The organism is Chloroflexota bacterium, from assembly GCA_016235055.1.
Lineage (GTDB): Bacteria > Chloroflexota > Anaerolineae > JACRMK01 > JACRMK01 > JACRMK01.
On sequence record JACRMK010000007.1, the window covers coordinates 41,193 to 60,743 of the forward strand.

The 19,551-nt window shown below is 63.3% G+C and carries 18 protein-coding genes; 16 read left to right on the top strand and 2 right to left on the bottom strand.

What is annotated here, in order from left to right:
• Positions 1–89 precede the first annotated feature (89 nt).
• Both HZB53_01625 and HZB53_01630 read right to left on the bottom strand, forming a co-directional pair.
• Complete coding sequence (locus HZB53_01625; protein MBI5876322.1) at positions 90–872, bottom strand: slipin family protein; 783 nt, start codon at positions 870–872, stop codon at positions 90–92.
• Positions 873–1,105: 233 nt separating this feature from the next.
• The gene (locus tag HZB53_01630; protein MBI5876323.1) at positions 1,106–2,344 is read right to left on the bottom strand and encodes a PD40 domain-containing protein; all 1,239 of its coding nucleotides are present in this window, start codon (positions 2,342–2,344) and stop codon (positions 1,106–1,108) included.
• Between the two features lie 335 nt (positions 2,345–2,679).
• Here HZB53_01630 and HZB53_01635 point away from each other — a divergent pair, with 335 nt between their 5' ends.
• The 16 genes from HZB53_01635 to HZB53_01710 all read left to right on the top strand — a co-directional run bounded on the left by HZB53_01635 (position 2,680) and on the right by HZB53_01710 (position 19,492).
• Complete coding sequence (locus HZB53_01635; GenBank protein ID MBI5876324.1) at positions 2,680–3,696, top strand: putative DNA modification/repair radical SAM protein; 1,017 nt, start codon at positions 2,680–2,682, stop codon at positions 3,694–3,696.
• A gap of 179 nt (positions 3,697–3,875) precedes the next feature.
• Positions 3,876–4,862: a GDP-mannose 4,6-dehydratase gene (locus HZB53_01640; protein ID MBI5876325.1), complete on the top strand. Its 987-nt coding sequence runs from the start codon at positions 3,876–3,878 to the stop codon at positions 4,860–4,862.
• 5 nt (positions 4,863–4,867) lie between these two features.
• Positions 4,868–5,842, top strand: coding sequence for a GDP-mannose 4,6-dehydratase (gene gmd / locus HZB53_01645; GenBank protein MBI5876326.1), 975 nt, complete (start codon positions 4,868–4,870; stop codon positions 5,840–5,842).
• A 3-nt stretch (positions 5,843–5,845) separates the two neighbouring features.
• Positions 5,846–7,267, top strand: coding sequence for a phosphoglucomutase/phosphomannomutase family protein (locus tag HZB53_01650; GenBank protein ID MBI5876327.1), 1,422 nt, complete (start codon positions 5,846–5,848; stop codon positions 7,265–7,267).
• Positions 7,268–7,283: 16 nt separating this feature from the next.
• Entirely contained in the window at positions 7,284–7,637 is a 354-nt protein-coding gene (locus HZB53_01655; protein MBI5876328.1) for a DUF433 domain-containing protein, read from the top strand.
• A gap of 5 nt (positions 7,638–7,642) precedes the next feature.
• Complete coding sequence (locus HZB53_01660) at positions 7,643–7,948, top strand: DUF5615 family PIN-like protein (protein ID MBI5876329.1); 306 nt, start codon at positions 7,643–7,645, stop codon at positions 7,946–7,948.
• 172 nt (positions 7,949–8,120) lie between these two features.
• Entirely contained in the window at positions 8,121–8,921 is an 801-nt protein-coding gene (locus HZB53_01665) for a TatD family hydrolase (GenBank protein MBI5876330.1), read from the top strand.
• Positions 8,922–8,989: 68 nt separating this feature from the next.
• Positions 8,990–9,958, top strand: a complete 969-nt coding sequence (locus HZB53_01670; protein ID MBI5876331.1) for a polyprenyl synthetase family protein — start codon at positions 8,990–8,992, stop codon at positions 9,956–9,958.
• 51 nt (positions 9,959–10,009) lie between these two features.
• The gene (locus HZB53_01675; GenBank protein MBI5876332.1) at positions 10,010–10,939 is read left to right on the top strand and encodes a glycosyltransferase family 2 protein; all 930 of its coding nucleotides are present in this window, start codon (positions 10,010–10,012) and stop codon (positions 10,937–10,939) included.
• Between the two features lie 3 nt (positions 10,940–10,942).
• On the top strand, positions 10,943–12,100 hold the full coding sequence (locus tag HZB53_01680) for a glycosyltransferase family 4 protein (GenBank protein ID MBI5876333.1): 1,158 nt from the start codon (positions 10,943–10,945) through the stop codon (positions 12,098–12,100).
• A gap of 4 nt (positions 12,101–12,104) precedes the next feature.
• Entirely contained in the window at positions 12,105–13,883 is a 1,779-nt protein-coding gene (locus tag HZB53_01685) for a glycosyltransferase family 39 protein (protein MBI5876334.1), read from the top strand.
• A gap of 486 nt (positions 13,884–14,369) precedes the next feature.
• The gene (locus HZB53_01690) at positions 14,370–15,608 is read left to right on the top strand and encodes a DNA cytosine methyltransferase (protein ID MBI5876335.1); all 1,239 of its coding nucleotides are present in this window, start codon (positions 14,370–14,372) and stop codon (positions 15,606–15,608) included.
• A complete protein-coding gene (locus tag HZB53_01695) occupies positions 15,599–16,618 on the top strand; it encodes a restriction endonuclease (protein MBI5876336.1) in 1,020 nt (339 codons plus the stop codon). Before HZB53_01690 ends, HZB53_01695 begins: the two co-directional genes overlap by 10 nt.
• Positions 16,619–16,714: 96 nt before the next feature.
• Entirely contained in the window at positions 16,715–17,149 is a 435-nt protein-coding gene (locus HZB53_01700; GenBank protein ID MBI5876337.1) for a very short patch repair endonuclease, read from the top strand.
• Between the two features lie 312 nt (positions 17,150–17,461).
• Positions 17,462–18,439: a flippase-like domain-containing protein gene (locus tag HZB53_01705; protein MBI5876338.1), complete on the top strand. Its 978-nt coding sequence runs from the start codon at positions 17,462–17,464 to the stop codon at positions 18,437–18,439.
• Positions 18,440–18,484: 45 nt separating this feature from the next.
• Positions 18,485–19,492: a glycosyltransferase family 2 protein gene (locus HZB53_01710; protein ID MBI5876339.1), complete on the top strand. Its 1,008-nt coding sequence runs from the start codon at positions 18,485–18,487 to the stop codon at positions 19,490–19,492.
• Positions 19,493–19,551 lie beyond the last annotated feature (59 nt).

Sequence of the window (19,551 nt, forward strand, 5' to 3'; positions counted from 1 at the left end):
CCGCCCGCGCCCTTCTCACCGGGAGAATGACAGACGCCCTGCACATCACAGTGATGTGCAGGGCGTCGTTGTTTGTCCGCCGTCCGCGATTACGGCGAGTCGCCAGTCGTCGCCGGACGCAAGATGTTGTCATCGCCGTCGCCGGGCAGCTTCAGCACGATCGTGTGTCCCGATCCGGTGTTGAGCGCCTGCAGCAGGCGCAGTTGCAGCAGCGCCGGGTTGTTTTCCAGTAGCTTCGCCGTGTTCGCCAGATTGCGCAGCGCCGCGCTCTCGCCCCGCGCGCGCTCCAACGCCGCCTGCCCTTCCTTGCGCGCGTTCACAACCTGCGCAAAGATATTCTTCAGCTCGCCGGGGAACATCACATCTTTGATGCCCACCGTCTCCAGCGCGAGGCCAATCGCCGCGGCCTGCGGCTGCGCCGCCGCGAGCAGCGCGTCGCCGATCGTCTTGCGCTGTGCCAGCAGGTCGTCCACATTCTGCGCGCCAACCAGATCGCGCAGAATCAGTTGCAGCATCAGATGCAGCGACTGTTCGTAGCTGGCCGTGGATTGGACCGCTTTGTATGGATCGGCGATGGCGTAGCTGGCCGCCAGGCTGAGCTTGACACTGATGTTGTCCGCGGTCAGCAGTTCCTGCCCGGCAATCGAAGCCCAGCGTGCGCGCATGTCCAGCCTGACGATATGGTCGAGGCGACGCCAGTACCAGTGCCGCCCCGGAAGCAGAACGCGCACAAATTTCCCATTGCGATAGAACAGCCCGCGCTCGTGCTCGAGCACCGGCACGGAAGCGATGCTGGGCACGACATAGATCGCAGCCAGCAATACCAGCGTGAGAACAAAGAACAGCAGCGTATACAGTTGTATTTCCGTCATGGCCTGTACTCAATCTACTGATCCCGTCTCAAAGGGACCGCAATTGACCGGCGGAGGTTTTCCACCTGCATGGCCGGCCGATTGCTGCGCAAGCGCCGGTCCCCTTGAGACGAGTATAGTCGGGGGATCGAACCCCGGTTTCCATGAGGGGGTCTCACTAGCGCAGAACCGAACGGGAGATTCCCGCCCGGCAACCGATGACCCCGCGCATATTCTACCATAGCGGCTCGCTGTCATGGCACCCAGGCCGGGTCGGTGTCGTCGTAGGCGTTGCGCGTCAGGCGCATGATGTCCGTGCCGTCGCTGCGCATCAGGTAGAGCTCGCGCGCGTCTAGTCGGGGCCCGAAGCCCGTATTCGCCACGAACGCCAGCCAGAACCCATCGGGTGACCAGGCCGGCTGCTCCGCGCCACTCGCCATCGTTGTCAGCGGCGTCTGGCGCGTGCCGTCCGGCAGCATGACGTATATCTGATTGGCGCCCGCGCGATTAGACACGAACGCAATGCCGGCGCCGGTGGGCGACCAGGCCGGCTGGCTTTCCTGCGATGGCTCACTGGTCAGCCGCCGGATGTTGCTGCCGTCGCGGTTGACGACATAAATATCGGCGTTCCGCTGCGCGCGGCCTATAAACGCAATGCGACTGCCGTCGGGCGACCACGACGGGTGCGCGATCTCCTCAAAGCCGCTGACAATCCGGCGCGGCGCGCCGCCGTTGAGCACCCAGGCGTACAACTCGCCGACGCCGGAACGCAAGTCCACGAACGCCAGCGCATCGCCCTGCACGGTCAGTGCCGGCTGGGCGCGATTGGCTGGCGACGACGTCAGGTTGTCAAACGCCCACGCCGGCCCGCTCATGCGCCCCAGCCAGATATCGGCCGCGCCGGCGGTATCGCGCGTGACGAACGCCAGCGTGCCGGCTGGCCCGTATGCCGGCTCGCGCTCGTCGCGGTCGCTCTCGATCAGCGTGCCGGTGCCCTCGCCGTTCGCCAGCATGGTATACAACTGGTAGCGCCCAGCGCGGTTGCTGGCATAGATCAGTTGCCCGCGCGGCGCGACAAAGACTGTCAGCGGCGCCGATGCGCGCACTTGCGCGCCGGCATCCACCGCATGCACCGAAAGTTGGTACGTGCCAGGCACGGTGGCGCGCCATTCGTGCGCGCCGGTCACCACCGCGCCGCGCGCGACAACCTCGTCGGTCGCCGTCACCGCATCATCGCCATCCCAAAGCTCGAAGCGCGTCGCGGCAAGGCCGGATACCTCGGCCTGCACGCGCAAGGTCTGGCCGGCCATCAGCAGCGCGCCATCCGGCGGCGATACGATCCGCACCGGGGATCGCGTCGCGCCGGCGCGCCCGGGATCAAGCAGCAGCGCTGCGCCCACGCCGTAGACGCCGAGCACCAGCGCCGCCAGCACCATAACGACCCCGATCTGCCACAGGCGGGGACTGCGGTCGAGCATATTCATCGCGGCCATTGTAGCATTGTCCGGCCGATTTAACCATGCACGGCGGGCCGGGTCAGCAATTCCCAATTTGGCTTTGTACGGGTACTTTCCAATGCCGCTTGCGATACGCTGGCTCTCAGGCGCTTGTCACGCAAGCTGGCCCGCCGAAAAAGTGGCGCTGCCCTCCCCGTTAGCTTTTCCCCTTCTCCCCCGCGCGCGCGGGGGAGAAGGGGCAGGGGATGAGGGGGCATATTGGCAGCCGACTCCAAAATGAGAATTGCTGAGTCGATGCGGCGGCGGAGCAACGCTGCGCCGATTATCAGGCTGGGCGCAAAGCCGATGCGCTCCAGCGCTCGATCAGCACGGTGCAGCGGCCCGACGGCAAACGGCTGACCGTGCTCAAGACGATGCTCTCGTCGTTCTGCGCGCGCAACTGCTACTACTGCCCGTGGCGACGCGGGCGCGATCTGCCGCGCACGCAGTTCGCGCCAGAGGAGCTGGCGGCGGCATTTGTGCAGATGCATACGCGGCGGCTGGTCGAAGGGCTGTTCCTCTCCTCGGGCGTGCACGGCCGCTCCGCGTGGACCATGGATCGCCTGATCGCGACCACCGAAATCCTGCGCCGCAAACACCATTTCTCAGGCTACGTTCACCTCAAGATCATGCCCGGCGCGGACGAGGCCAGCGTTGAAGCGGCGATGCAGTACGCCGACCGCATCTCGATCAACCTCGAAGCGCCGACGCCCGAACGGCTGGCGCGGCTGGCGCCCGAGAAGAACCTGTACGCGGACCTGGAGCCGACGCTCTACTGGGCCAACCAGATCAACGCGCGCCGCCGCGCGCGGGGGTTGAAAGCCGTCAGCACGACCACCCAGTTTGTCGTCGGCGCGACCGGCGAGACCGACCGCGAGATCGTCGGCACGGTCGGGCGGCTGGCGCGCGAGGCGCGCCTCAGCCGCGCGTATTATTCGGCGTTTCACCCGGTGGCCGACACGCCGCTGGACGGGCTGCCGGCTGAAGACCCGCGCCGCGAGCACCGGCTCTACCAGGCCGACTTCCTCATGCGCCAGTACGGCTTTGCAGCCGGCGAGCTTGAGTTCGATGAGGCCGGCAACCTGCCGCGCCACACCGACCCCAAGCTCATGCACGCACTGCGCCACCCGGAGCGCTTCCCGCTGGAGATCAACCGGGCGACGCGCGACGAACTCCTGCGCGTGCCGGGCATCGGCCCGCTCTCCGCCGACCGCATCCTGCAACTGCGCCGCGCCGGCGCACTGCGCGATATCCGCGCGCTCGAGCGCATCGGCATGGCCACGCGCCGCGCGGCGCCGTTCATCCTCCTCAACGGCCGCCGCCCCACCCAACAGTTGCCGCTGTTCTAGCGCATAAGAAGACCCAACACAAAGACACGGAGACACAAAGAAAACACCGATATTCCTTTGTGCCTCTGTGTCTGCGTGTTGATATCTTTCGGAATGGGCATTTCAAGGGACGCAACGCCAATCCTTTGCCAAATCGCCGCAATTCGATTATGATTGCCGCGATGAAGAACCCATCGCGCCTGCGCGTGCTGGTGACGGTGGCTGCCGGATTTGCCGGCTCGCATCTCACAGAGAAGCTGCTGGCTGACCGCGATGTCGAGGTCTGGGGCACCTATCATCACGCGAAGCCCGCACCTGATGCAGCGCCCGGCCTGCACTCCGTCGAGTGTGACGTGCGCGACGGCGCTGTCGTGCGCGCCCTGCTGGCCGACCTGCGCCCGAACTGGATCTTTCACATGGCCGGACAGTCCGATGTGGGCGGCTCATGGGCCATGGCCTGGCAGACGATCGAAGCCAACGTGCGCGGCCAGCTCAATATCTTTGAAGCGATGGTGCAGGCGTCGCTCGACGCGAAGGTTCTGGTCGTCGGCTCCAATAACGAGTATGGAATGGTCGGACCGGACGATCTGCCGATTGACGAGGATACGCCGCTCCGGCCGGATACACCCTACGGCGTCAGCAAGGTCGCCCAGGACCTGCTCGGATTGCAGTTCTACCTGAGTCACCGCCTGCACGCGGTACGGGTGCGCTCCTTCAACTACATTGGGCCGCGCCAGAGCTCGAAGTTCGTGACGGCGGCCTTCGCCCGCCAGATTGCCGAAATCGAAGCGGGCCTGCGCGATCCGGTCATCCATGTCGGCAACCTGTCGGCGGAGCGCGACTTCACGGATGTGCGCGATATGGTGCGCGCTTACCGGCTGGCGCTCGAGCGCGGGCTCGACGGCGAAGTGTACAATGTCGGATCGGGACGCTCCGTGCCGATCCAGCGCCTGCTGGATATCCTGCTCGGCCAGGCGCGTCGCGCGATCGCCGTGCGGCCCGACCCGGCGCGCATGCGCCCCTCCGATGTGCCGCGCTCGGTGGCCGACGTCTCGCGCTTCCGGCAGGCGACCGGCTGGGAACCGCGCATTCCGCTTGAACAGACGCTGCACGATATTCTGGAATACTGGAGAGCCTATGTCACGCCGGTGCGGGCAGCCGATAGCCGCCTGCCGGTGACACGCTAGCACGCATGAACAAGACTGCTTTGATCACGGGCATCACCGGCCAGGACGGATCGTACCTCGCCGACCTGTTGCTCCAGAAAAACTATCACGTCATCGGCATGGTGCGCCGCACCAGCACGATCAACTTCGATCGCATCAAGCACATCCAGAACCAGCTTGAACTGGTGCAGGGCGACCTGCTTGATCAATCGTCGCTGATGGAAATCCTGCGCGAATTCCAGCCGCAGGAGGTCTACAACCTGGCGGCGCAGTCGTTCGTGCCGACCTCCTGGAAGCAGCCGGTGCTGACCGGCGAGTTCACCGCGCTCGGCGTGACGCGCATTCTGGAAGCGGTCCGCGCCGTCAACCCCGGCCTCCGCTTCTACCAGGCGTCGTCGTCGGAAATGTTCGGCAAGGTGCAGGAGGTGCCACAGGTCGAGACGACGTCGTTCTACCCGCGCAGCCCGTATGGCGTGGCCAAGGTGTACGGTCACTGGATCACGGTCAACTACCGCGAATCGTACGGCCTGCACGCCTCATCGGGCATACTTTTTAACCATGAGAGTCCCCGTCGCGGGCTGGAGTTCGTCACGCACAAGATCACGCACGCCGTAGCGCGCATCAAGCTCGGCCTGCAGAAAGACCTGCACCTCGGCAACCTGGAAGCGCGGCGCGACTGGGGCTTCGCCGGCGACTACGTCGAGGCGATGTGGCTGATGCTCCAGCAGGCTGAGCCCGACGATTACGTCATCGCCACCGGCGAGACGCACTCCGTCCGCGAGTTCGCCGAGATCGCGTTCAACCATGTCGGCCACGACTACCGCGACCACGTGGTAGTGGATCAGAAGTTCTTCCGCCCGGCCGAAGTGGACCTGCTGGTCGGCAATCCCGCCAAGGCGCATGCGAAGCTCGGCTGGGAACCGCAGGTCAATTTCAAGGAACTGGTTCAGATGATGGTGGAGGCCGATCTGGACGCGCTGAAGAACGGCAGAGAGGTCTAGCGAATGGGCACGAAGATCCTGTTCGGCACCGACGGCTGGCGCGGCGTCATCGCCGACGACTATACCTTCGAGAACGTGCGCCGCTGCGCGCAGGGTTTCGCCTCGTACCTGCTGTCGCTCGGCAATGCGGGCGCGTGGGTGGTCGTCGGGCACGACAAGCGCTTCGCGTCGGAGCATTTCGCGGCGGCCTGCGCCGAGGTGCTGGCCGGTAACGGCCTGCATGTCTGGCTGACCGACGGTGCGACGCCGACGCCGGTGATCGCCTACGCCGTGCTGGACAAGCAGGCGGCCGGCGCGATCAATATCACCGCCTCGCACAACCCGCCCGCCGACAACGGCTTCAAGGTGCGCGACCATCGCGGCGGCGCGATCGACCCCGACGGCCTCAAGCGCATCGAGGCGCTCATCCCGGACGATACGAGCGCGGTGAAGCGCGTGGCGTATGCCGACGCGGAAGCGCAAGGCCTCGCGCGCAAATTCGACGCGTCGGTCGCGTACATCACGCACCTGAAAGACCTGATCGACCTGGAGCCGATCAAGCAGGCCGGCCTCAAGATCGTGGTGGACGCGATGTGGGGCAACGGCGCCGGCTGGTTTCCGCGCCTGATCGGCGGCGGGCGCACGCAGATCATCGAAATCCACAATACGCGCAACCCATCATTCCCGGAGATGAAGCGCCCGGAGCCGATCCAGCCGAACGTGGATGTCGGCCTGGCGACGACCAAGGCGAACAACGCCGATGTGTGCATCATCACCGACGGCGACGCCGACCGGCTGGGCGTCGGCGACGAGCACGGCGCGTTCATCAACCAGTTGCGCGTCTACGGCTTGCTGGCGCTCTACCTGCTGGAAGCGCGCGGCCAGCGCGGCGCGATCGTCAAAACGCTCAGCACAACCTCGATGCTCGACAAGCTCGGCGCGCTGTACGGCGTGCCGGTGCACACTACGGGCGTCGGCTTCAAATATGTCGCGCCGAAGATGCTGGAGACCGATGCGCTGATTGGCGGCGAGGAATCGGGCGGCTATGCGTTCCGCGGGCACTGCCCGGAGCGTGATGGCATCCTGGCCGGTCTGTATATCCTCGACATGATGGTGCGCCTGCGCAAGAAGCCGTCCGAACTGATTGAGTTACTCTTCGCCAAGGTCGGCGCGCACTACTATGACCGCGTGGATACGACCTTCCCGGCCGAGCAGCGCGAGGCGATCCAGGCACGCATCCTGGGCGCGAAGCCGGCCGAAATCGGCGGGCTGGCCGTGACCGGCCTCGACACGACCGACGGCTACAAGTTCTTTATGGACGGCGGCGACTGGCTGCTGGTGCGCTTCTCCGGCACGGAGCCGATCATGCGCTTCTACACGGAGACGACGCGCGCCGACAAGGTGCAGCCGATCCTGCAGGCCGGGCTGCGGCTGGCCGGGTTCTAGCATTAGCGGAGGACGCATGGCGAAAATAACAACTTGGGCCATTGAGCCGTTGGCCATCAGCGACTATCTGATGGTGGAAGATGGCCTCCTGCGCATTAGGGGGCGTCGCATCGGTATTGAGGATGTCATACGCTATTTCGATGAAGGCTTCTCACCCGAGGAGATTTCGCGCGCGCTATCGGGCCTGGATCTGGAAGTTGTGTACGCTCTGATTGCCTACTATTTGCACCACCGGGCGGCGCTTGATGACTACATCGCCAATCTGGAAAGCGAAGCCGCGCAGTCGCGTGCTCAATGGGCGCAAAGACGCACGCCACCTTCGTTGAAAGTCGAATCCATCTTGCGCGAGCGAGGCATTTACCGGAGTTGATTGGCGTGAAGATCGCGTATCTGTTTGATGAGAACATGAATCCGCGTTTCCGAACGACTGTATTCCGGTATTACCCTGAAATCGATGTGCAACAAATTGGCGAAGAGCGAGCACCTGCGCTTGGGACATCGGATTCCGAGATATTGCATTATCTCGAACGATCTCGTCGTGTGTTGGTGACCGACAATCGCAAAAGCATGCCGGCTCACATCGACGCGCATTTGCGAACGGGGCACCATCATTGGGGCATATTCGTAGTCAGTAAGCATGCGCCGTTCAAGTCGTTGGCTGACGCTTTAGACTCTATCTGAAATAGCGACGTAGCATCGTAAGCCTGTCGAAGCATGCGGTCAAAGCACTGGTACTAGCCACTTTTCCGCATGCTCCGACAAGCTCAGAATGGTGGATCCCTTATTTCGAATAGAGTCTTTTGTACGTGTACTGGGATTCCACGGACGCGGAGCAATGGCTTGATGTTATGGAGTGGATACCCGTGTAGCCATGCTGTTCGACTCGCACTGCCACTTGCAGGCCGACGCGTTCGAGGGCGAGGTCGCCGAGGTCATCGCGCGGGCGCAGGACGCGGGCGTCACCCGCATGGCGGTCATCGGCTGGGATCTGGCGAGCAGCGCGGCCGCCCTGCGGCTGGCCGAGCAGTATGACGGCGTGATCGCCACGGCGGGCATTGCGCCGCACGACGAGACGCGCTGGAACGACTCGACGCGCGACGCGCTGCGCGAATTGGCGCAACACCCGCGCTGTGCGGCGATTGGCGAGTGCGGGCTGGATTTCCATTATAATACGTGGCCGCGTGATGTGCAGCGTGCGGTGTTCGAGCAGCAACTGGCGCTGGCGGCGGAACTGGGCAAACCGGTGGTCGTGCATTGCCGCGATGCGCAGGCGGAGACGCTGGACGTTCTGCACCGTCACGCGGCGGCCGCGCCGCGCCGGCCGGCCGGCGTGATGCACTGCTACTCCGGCGATGCGGCCACTGCGCAGGAATGCGTCGCGCTCGGCTTTCTGGTGTCGATTGCCGGCCCGGTCACGTACCGCAATCCGCGCGAATTGCCGGGTGTGGCCCGCGCCGTGCCGCTCGACGCGCTGCTGGTCGAGACCGACGCGCCGTTTCTGGCACCGCAGTCGAAGCGCGGTAAGCGCAACGAGCCGGCGTACGTGCGCGAGGTCGCGCAGAAGGTCGCCGAGCTGCGCGGCGAGCCGCTGGAGACGATTGCGGCGGCGTTGAGCCGCAACGCGGCCCGGCTATTCGGCCTGGACGGCGCGTGACGAATGTGCCGGCGCGCGCCGGACGTATCTATCGTTGGAACTGAACGCAAGATGTGAAGTTGGCCCTGATGAATATCCTTGGAATCCTGGAACCGCTGCGCGACGATCTCGTGCTCGTCGAGCGCAAGATGCGCGGCGCGCTTGACGTCGAGCATCCAACGCTGGCCGAATTGCTCACCTACGTGATTGACCACGGCGGCAAGCGCGTGCGCCCCGCGCTGGTCATCACGGCCAGCCAGTTCTACCCCGTGCCCGACCAGGACAAAGTCATTCAGGCCGCGGCCGCCATCGAGTTGCTGCACACGGCGTCGCTGGTACACGACGACTTGGTGGACAACGCCATGCTGCGGCGCGGCAACCCGACCCTGAACACGCACTGGGGCGGCGGCACGACCGTGCTGATCGGCGACTACCTGCTGGCGCGCTCGGCGTGGCTGGCGTCGTATACGCGCAACCTGCGCCTGATCGAGAAGTTCTCCGATACGCTGGTGGTGATCGTGGATGGCGAACTGCGCGAGGTGTTCAAAGCCGCGCCGATCTTCAGCCGCGATGACTACAACCACCGCATCTATGCCAAGACCGCGTCGCTGTTTGCCGTTTCCGCCGAGGCCGGCGCCATGCTCAGCCAGGCGCCCGACGCGCATATCGAGGCGCTGCGCAACTACGGCTGCTATGTCGGCATGGCGTTCCAGATCGTCGATGACATCCTGGACTTCACCGGCAAGGAAGGCACGGTCGGCAAGACGCTCGGCAACGACCTGCGCCAGAACGTCGTCACGCTGCCGCTGATCTGCTGGCACGAGCGCAATCCGGGCGACGAGCGCATCGAGCGCATCATCCGGCGCGACGGCGATCGCGAGAGCCTCCTGCAGGCCGTAGTGCGCGACGTGGCCGGGTCGCCGGCCATCGAAGCCGCCTTCGACGAGGCGCGCGCCTATGTCGACAAGGCCAAGGTGGTGCTCGACGGCCTGCCCGAAAGCCCTTCCAAAGGGTTGATGCGCGATCTCGCCGATTTTGTGGTCGAGCGCAAATCCTAGCAAACCCCGGCCGGAAGTGGCGCAGTACAGCCCGCTTCCGGCTTTTTGTTTATGCCTGCCGTGACGCTCTCCGTCATTATCGTCAACTGGAATGTCCGCGAGTTGCTGCGCGCCTGCCTGCTTTCGGTGCAGCGCGCGGGACGCGCGCTGGCGCTGGAAATCATCGTCGTGGACAACGCCTCGGCGGATGGCAGCGCGGAGATGGTGCGGCGGGCGTTCCCGGCGGTGCGCCTGATCGCGTGCGATACCAACGCGGGTTTCAGCGCCGGACAGAACATCGGGCTGGCGGCGGCCACCGGCGCGTACCTGCTCTGCCTCAACCCGGATACGGAGATCGTGGGCGACGCCCTGCGCGTCATGCTGGACACTATGCAGGCGCACTCGGATGTCGGCGTGGCCGGCCCGCGCCTGTGTTACGGCGACGGCTCAGTGCAGTCCTCGCGGCGGCGTTTCCCGACGTTTGCCACCGCGTTGCTGGAAAGCACCGTCGTGCAGCAGTGGTTCCCCCGCAACCGCGTGCTCGACCGCTACTATGTGGCCGACCGGCCGGATGATGCCGAACAGGACGTGGACTGGCTGAACGGTGCGTGCCTGCTGGTGCGCCGCGCGGTATATGCGCAGGTCGGCGGCTTCGACGAGGGCTTCTTCATGTACTCGGAGGAGCTCGATTGGCAGAAACGCATCAAAGACGCCGGCTGGCGCATCGTCTATCTGCCGCAAGCGGAGGTGATACACTATGAGGGCAAGAGCAGCGAACAGGTGGTACCGCTGCGGCATATCCGCTTCCAGCGCTCGAAGATTCGCTACTTCCGCAAGCACCACGGGCGTTTTCAGGCGGTGTGCCTGCGCATATTCCTGCTGTTGACGTACGTCTGGCAGTTGCTGGCAGAGGGCGCAAAGTGGCTGGTCGGGCACAAGCGCCCGCTGCGCCGCGAACGAGTAGCGGCCTACTGGCAGGTCTTTCTGGCTCTGGCACGGTAAGCGATGCGCATTGCACTGGTCAGCGGCGAGTTCCCGCCGATGCAGGGCGGGGTCGGCGATTACACACGCGAGATGGCGCGCGAGTTTGCGCGGCGCGGCCTGGAGGTGTGCGTCGTCGCGCCGACCGCAGCGGCGGCGGACGTGCACACCGAGGCATACAGCGTGCGGGGGGCGCGCTTCGGGCGCTGGCGCTCGCTAATCCGCCTTGACGAGGCCACGCGCACCTGCGATGTCGTGCAGATCCAGTACCAGGCCGCCGCGTACGGCATGACGCCGCCGATCCATTTTGCTCCGCGCTTCCTCCGCGCGCGCCCCCCCGGTCGCAAAGTGCTGCTCACCTTTCACGATCTCAAGGTGCCGTATCTGTTCCCGAAGGCCGGGCCGCTTCGCTGGCGAGCTTTGCAGATGATGGCGCGCGCCGCCCACGCGGTGGTCGTGACGAACCAGGCCGATGAGCAGACGCTGGCCGCGGGCTGGCCAGCCGACGTGCCGCTGCGCTTCATCCCGATCGGCAGCAACATCGATGCGGAAGCCGGCGGCGACCGCGCGTCGTCCCGCGCCGCGCTGGGCGTCGCGGATGGCGAGATTCTGCTCTGCTACTTCGGCTTCCTGAATGCCAGCAAGGGCGGCGAAACGCTGATGCGCGCTTTTGGCCGACTCTGCCGCGATGGGCATCCGGTGCGCCTGCTGATGCTCGGCGGTGAGGTTGGCACGAGCGACCCGACGAACCGCGCGTACGCGACCAAAGTCAAGGGACTGCTCGATCAACTGGGCGTGGGCGGGCGCGTGATCTGGGCCGGTTACCGGCCGCCGGCGGAGATCAGCGCGCTCTGGCGCGCCAGCGATATCGCCGTACTGCCGTATGCGGACGGCGCATCGCTGCGCCGTGGCACGCTGATGGCCGCGCTGGCGCACGGCATGCCGATCGTCTCGACCACGCCGGTGGTCGCCGTCGCGCAGCTACGCGACGGCGAGAATATCGCGTTGGCGCCGCCGGACGATGACGAAGCGCTGGCGGCGCGTGTCGCGCGCCTGATCGCGTCACCGGAGGCGCGCGCGCAACTGGCGCGGGGCGCATACGCGCTGGCACAGGAGTTCACCTGGCCGCGCATCGTAGATCGTCACCTCGAACTGTACCGAACGCTGGGCGTGGCCTTGTAGAGCCGTGCATACCGCCTTGACCGCCGTGCGCGCCCACTGGCCGCTCGCGCTCACCGTCGCGCTATTCGCACTGGTTGCGACGGCGTTCAGCGTCACGACGCCCCTGTTTGAAGGCCCCGACGAGCCGGCGCACTTCGCATACGTCCTGCACCTGGCGCAGGGGCGCGGGCTGCCGCTGCTCTTTGGCCCCGATGCCGCCGGCATCGAGACATTCCAGCCGCCGCTCTACTACCTGATCGCCGCACCGCTCGTGAGTTGGGCGAACCCGAGCGATCTGGACGCCCTGCTGGCGCGCAACCCGCACGCGACGAACGACGCGCTGGCGCTCACCAACCGCAACCTGTTCGTGCATACCACGCGCGAGGCGTTCCCGTACGGCGGCATGGCACTGGCCGTGCATCTGGTCCGCTTGCTCGGCGTGCTGTTCGGCGCGGGCGTGCTGGTGATGACCTATGCGCTGGCGCGCGAGCTGTTCCCACGCGAATGGGCACTGGCGTACGGCGCAGCGGCGTTCGTCGCGTTCGTGCCGCAGTTCGGCTTCACGAGCGGCCTGGTCACGAACGACATCGCCGCGACATTTATCACGACGCTCGGTCTCTGGTACACGCCGCGGCTGGTGCGCCGCATGCCCGCTGTAACATGGCGACAGTTCGCCGCGCTCGGTGTCCTGCTCGGGCTCGCGCCGCTGACGAAGGAGAGCGGGCTGGCGCTCTGGCCGTGCACCGCGCTGGCGCTCGCCGTGCCGGCCCTGCGCCGTCGCGACCTGCGCCTGCTGCTGCGTGCCGGGCTGATCAGCGGTGCGGCCGCGCTGCTCGTGTCGGGCTGGTGGTTCGTCGTGCGCCGCCTGACGCTGGGCTTCTGGTTCGGCAATCCGGCCTCGGCGGGCGCGGGCGAGTTGATGACGCTCGATGGGTTCCTGCAGCAGTGGAACGAGATCGAGATTTCGTTCTGGGGCCTGTTCGGCTGGACGAATGTGCCATTGCCACAGCCGGTGTACGACGGCCTGCGCCTGCTGGTGCTGGCCGGACTGGCCGGGCTGGTCGTCGCGGCGGTCGCGCGCCGCCGTTCGCGCGCCGAGTGGATCGCGCTGGGCGCGCTGGCGGGCTGGGGCGCGGTCGTATTCATTGCCTACGTGCGCTGGCTGTCCGCGACGTTCCAGGCACACGGCCGGCTGCTGTTCCCGGCCCTGCCCGCGCTGGCGATCATCGTGTGCGCGGGTCTGGCGGCGTGGTGGCCGCGCCGCGCCGGTGCGCTGCTGTTCGCCGTCAACGCCGCGCTGTGCGGCCTCTCACTCTGGTCGGCGCTCGTCGTGGTGCCGGCTGCGTACCCGTCGCCGCACTGGGTGCCCGAAAGCGTCTGGGCGCAGGCGCCCGGCCGCGCCCCGGCCAACCTCAGCGGGCAGGTCGAGTTGCTCGGCCACGAGCTGGGCGTGTCGCGCGCCAACGGCGGCCCGTTGCTCAACGTCACCGCCTACTGGCGCGCCACCGTGCCGCTCGACATCGACTACACCGTCACCGTGCAGGTCTTCGATGAGAACGGCCAGCGCATCGGCCATCTCGACACCTACCCCGACAACGGCCTGGCGCTCACGCGCGACTGGCGGCCCGGCGATGTGCTGGCAGACCGCTACCCGGTGGAGATCGACACGGGCGGCCGCACCGTCAACGCCACGGTCGTGATCGGCATGTACGATCTCAAGACGGGCAAAGGCTTGCCGGTCGTGTACGCCGACGGCCGCCGCACCGCCCGCGCCACGCTCGGGCAGATTACGATAGCTCCGTAGCAACGTGTGCGGAAGCCGTTCGCACGCCATCACGATTTGACGTTCAGTGAATCAGCGCGGTATTATCCAAACATTCGCGTCCTCGTTGATGCGTCAATAGGCTTTGAGGGCGATATGCATGTCTGTTGGAGCTTTGTCAAGGCTGTTTGACTTGTTGGTTGAGCGGATGAGCTGAGTTTGCACGTGAATTCCTAATAGAGTTGCTATCATACCCTCCTGTAGTCACGGCAATTGCTGCCACCTCTGCTCGCCCATATTAGCACACAGGGCTTGCTGCGAGGCTAGCCGTCTGGCTCCTTGCACGCAATGGCAACAGCCATGCTAACGCGTCTGGCCACCTGTTCGAGGCCTAGTTCGATGATTGCGCCCTAAGTCCAAAGGAAATCATGTATAAGTGTATAATCGCTGTCAAGGTGAAGAAACCCATTTGCTAGGCTGAATCAAGCAGACACTGTAGATACGATTTGGCCGAGGAAGCACGAGGATATGGTTCCAGCACTGACTAATACAGACAAACTCACTTTCGTTGATCTCTTCTCTGGCGCGGGTGGACTTTCTCTAGGGTTTCTACATTCTGGATTCCAGTGTATTTGTGCTCTTGACAGCAATGCCGCCGCAATAACCACATACCAACATAATTTTAAAGATCAATTTTCTCGCGTGGATATCACCGAAGCCACTGAGTTACCGCTATCAGATGTGATTGTTGGTGGCCCCCCCTGCCAGGGATTCTCTTCAGCCGGACTGCGGCGGCTCGACGACTCGCGCAGTACTTTGGTGCGCGTTTTTTCCGAGTTGATAGTACGCCATAAGCCAAAGGCGTTTGTGTTCGAAAACGTTGAAGGGTTTCTCACCGCCCACAATGGCGATCGCGTATTCGATTTGCTGGGACCATTGGTTGATGCTGGTTATCGTATTCATTTGCGAAAAATCAATGCGGCGAATTATGGAATTCCACAGCATCGCAAAAGAGTCATCGCCGTAGGGGGATTGGGTTGGGATCCCACGTTTCCTGAGCCAACACACATGGCCTTTGGAGCGCCTGGGTCTTCGATTTCATTCAGACACCTGCCAATGTGTCCCACCTTGGCTGATGCTTTGGTGGGGCTGCCGGAGCCCTTAGACGCTCCTCCTGGATTACCTCAGGGGCACTTTACACGGCCTGTCTCGCAGCGGGACGCAGAGCGTATTAGACTATTGCTGCCCGGGCAGAGTATGAAACACTTGCCTGTTGACCTTTGGCACGATAGCTTCCGTCGGCGAGCATATCGGCGTGTCAGGGATGGCGTGCCTTCGGAGCGAAGAGGGGGGGCTCCATATGGACTACGTCGCTTGCATATCGATGAACCATCCAAGGCTATTACCAGCGGGGCAATTTCCGAATTTGTACACCCCTTAAAAGACAGATTTCTAACTCTTCGGGAGTGTGCACGAATTCAAACTTTCCCGGATGATTTCGAGTTCTTCGGTACCGTCGCAGAGGCTATTCTTCAAATTGGGAATGCTGTGCCACCTGTTTTGGGCGAGGCAATTGCCCGGAACCTCCGGAGTGACCTGTTGAAAGCTTTGCCTGCAACTCATTCAAACGGCGCACTTCTATCGTTTGTTCCTACAGCTTCTACAGGTATGAGCCCTGTGCTTGAGAAATTGACTGCACGGGTTAATAAGTGTTTTCAAATATCACCGGCAAATAGTTACTTGGAGCAGCGTCGACTATGGCCCTAACACAATCACAAAAAGCTCTGATCGAGAAAGTTCGCGTTGCTGGTAGCGGTGAATTAGGAACGGCTCTCAGCGATGCGGCTTGTTGTTTCATCATCGGGGTAATTGTTAAAGACCTCCGGTTGTCTCGCGAGTTCCCAGAGTTTCGTGGGCTAGATTGTGAGTTGTTTGCAGAAACTGATCCTCGGAAACTCGAGATAAGTGGACTTGATTTCGATGGTCTCGTTGAGCGATTGATCGCTTTGGTTCCTGATGCAGACACTTACTTCGCCTGTGTGGCTACTCTCCAAAAAGCACGCCTGAAATACGCCCGTATTCTCGAGTACCAGCCAGTCTCCACGATGGACCAGGTCGGACCTCGTGCGCTGTTGCAGTTTGGACAGTTTAGTCCTAGAGCCTTGGCCGTATTCTTGCTTTGGAGAAAATGGCTATTTGATATTGACAACAGGGCGGGGCAAGAAACCGGCTATCTTTTTGAGCCTATTATTGCTCATTCTATTGGTGGTGTACCCTTCAGTGCAAAGGCCAGCCCTATCAAGAGGCATACAGATCCATCAAAGGGGCGTCAGGTGGATTGCATCAGAAAACAACTTGCCTACGAGATCAAAATCCGGGTAACTATCGCGGCGTCCGGGCAAGGGCGCTGGCAAGAAGAATTGGATTTCCCGCTCGATTGCAGAACTAGCGGTTTCAAGCCTGTACTCGTTGTTCTCGATCCGACTTTGAACCCAAAGCTTAGTGAACTGGTCGCAACTTTTGAGAAGGAAGGCGGCGATACTTATGTAGGCGACGCGGCTTGGAGGCACCTCGAAGCGGCTGCAGGACAAGTCATGAGCGTGTTTCTTGACAAGTATGTCAAGGGGCCGATGCAGCAAGTGTTGCTTGCTACGCCTGACGCTGGCGAACTTCCTGACATTACCTTTGGTATGACCGGTGACGAGTTCTCTGTTCTGGTCGACGGCGAACATACTGCGTTCAAGCGGGCGCGGGGTGATGTATTGGAGACCGGATGATGCATCATGGGAGAGCAGGCGAAAGGCACTAAAGGGACAAAGCAATCAATTCGTGCCCGTGCTCCGGTGGCTTCCTCTCTTCGGACTCGCCACGTGATGCAGCAAAATGTGGGGCGTGAGACTAGCCCCGAAACCTCACTACGGAGCGTGCTGCATCGGCGAGGATTGCGCTTTCGCAAAGAAATGCGTCCAGAGCCGAGTTTGAGGATAAGTGCCGACATTGTCTTCCCGAGACAACATGTGTGTGTGTTTATCGACGGTTGCTTTTGGCACGGTTGCCCTTATCACTTCAAGGCTCCGAAAACGCACACGGATTGGTGGCTTGAGAAAATAGAGGACAACCGACGAAGAGATTTTAGGCAGTGTCAAGTGTTGATGAAATATGGCTGGATAGTCGTCCGCGTTTGGGAGCACGATCTTTCACAAAACGGTTTATCCACGGTATCTTCGGAAATAGCTACGCTCGTCAAAGGCGATTCGCTTCACGCCTCTACGGTACGGGTATTCAGAAGTAGATTCGGCGCGCATTGAGATTCTGTTCTCTGCGGTATTGTTCCTGCCGTTCGTTGCGCGCTAGGGCGCATTACTCCTTTTCGGCAGCACAACGGAAAGGTTTCTGGATGATGCGGCCAGCCAACCCGTCATTCCGGCGTGATTTTGGCCGGAATCCACTCGGATAGCCCGATACGATGACGCGAGGCAGCAGTTAGCGTGGATGCCGGCTAACTGCATGCCGGCATGACAATCTGGTGCGTCTCCAACAGTTCGCAGCATACCCCCTTTGTCGCCAATCACTTTGGGCGCGTTTCGGTTGACGGGTATAATCCGCGTTGGATATTCCGCATGAAAAATCGACTGTTCGATCTGGCCAAGTTCCTCGTCAGCGTGGTGCTGCTCGGCCTGGTGCTGGCGCGCGTCGACCGCGACGACCTGTTGCGGCAGTTGCGCTCCGCCAATCTGTCGTTGTTGGCGCTGGCGCTGGCGCTGTTCATCTTCGGCGTTTTTCTCCGGGTCTTCCGCTGGCGCGCCCTGCTGTCGGACCGTAACCTGAACGTGCCGGTCGGCGTGCTGACCCGGCTCTATTTCGTCGGCCAGTTCTTCAACACCTTCCTGCCGACCGGTTTCGGCGGCGACGTGATGCGTGCGGTCGAGTTGGCGCGTTACGGCGTCAGTAAGGCCGAATCGGTTAGCACAGTCTTCCTCGACCGCATGAGCGGCCTGATGGCGTTCTTCCTGATGACGCTGGTCGCCCTGCCGTTCGCCGGCGGGCTGATCCCGCAGGGTGTGTTGCTCCTGCTGGTCGTGTTCGGTGCGGGCGGCGTGGCCGGCACCTGGCTGATGTTCGAGCGGCGCTGGACGACGCCGCTGATCAATGGCCTCTTCGCGCGCATCAACTTCCCGTTCAAGGCGAAGGTCGTGCGGCTGTACGAGTCGATGCGCGCCAACTCGCCGCGCGCCACCCTCGAAGCGATGCTGATCGGCTTCCTATTCAACCTGCTGCTGGTCGGCATCAATTACATCATGAGCCGGGCGTTCGGGCTGGACCTGTCGATCGGCTACTTCTTCCTGTTCGTGCCGATCATCTCGACGCTGCTGCTGCTGCCGGTCGGCGTCAACGGCCTCGGCGTGCGCGAGTGGTCGTACGTAGCGCTCTTCGTGCCGGTCGGCGTCAGCGGCGAGACCGCCACGGCGATGTCGCTCTCGTTCTGGGCGATCACGGTGGCGACCGGATTGATCGGCGGCGTGCTGTCGACGATGCAGGGCGCGCGCGGCGCGCTCCGCGCCGGTGCGGCAGCCGACAGTTCCAAAGGCGGCAAATGAGACGGTGTTATGGGTGATCTGGCATCGCGCTTTGTGCGCGGTTTGATGCATATCCGGCCGGCGCGATCCGAAGCGGAAGCGCCGCGCGAAGTCAAGGTGGTGGCGCATCTGGAGCCGCAGTTGTCGGTCGTGATTCCGCTGCTGAACGAGGTGGGCGGCATCGCGCTGCTGCAGACCAGGCTCGGCGAGGCGCTGGGCGCATTGGGTGTGCCGTACGAGATCATTGTGATCGACGACGGCAGCCGCGACGGCAGCTTCGAGAAGCTGAAAGCGTGGCACGACGCCGACCCGCACCTGAAGGTGATTCGCTTCCGGCGCAACTTCGGGCAGACGGCGGCCTTTTCGGCCGGTTTCGACCTGGCGCGCGGCGACGTCGTTGTGACGATGGATGCCGATCTGCAGAACGATCCCGCCGACATCGGCCTGTTGCTCGGCAAAATCAATGAAGGCTTTGATGTGGTCAGCGGCTGGCGCGTTAAGCGGCAGGACGTCTTCCTGACGCGTCGCTTGCCGTCTATGATCGCGAACCGGCTAATCTCGTGGGTGACCGGCGTGCGCTTGCACGATTACGGCTGCTCGCTGAAGGCATACCGCCGCGAGGTGGTCAAGGGCATCCGGCTGTACGGCGAGATGCACCGTTTCATTCCGGCCGTGGCGTCGTCGATGGGCGTCAGCGTCGCCGAGGTGCCGGTCAACCATCACCCGCGCCGCTTTGGCCGGTCCAAGTACGGGCTGTCACGCACGATCCGCGTCTTCCTCGACCTGCTGACGGTGCGCTTTCTGTTGAGCTACTCGACGCGGCCGCTGCACATCTTCGGCTCGGTCGGCCTGTTGTCGTTCATCGCCGGCACGGCGCTGGGGTTGTACCTGAGCGCGCTCAAGCTGATCGGCGGGCAGAACATCGGCGAGCGCCCGGCGTTGATGTTGGCGGTACTGCTCGTCATCATCGGCGTGCAACTGGTGATGATGGGCTTGCTCGGCGAGATGGTCGTGCGCACCTATCACGAGTCGCAGAACAAGCCGATCTACGTCGTGCGCGAGACGCTGGAGTAACCGTCGCAGGCTTTGCCGATCGGGGGCGGGCGCGCGGGCGGACGGCCCGGCGCGCCGCC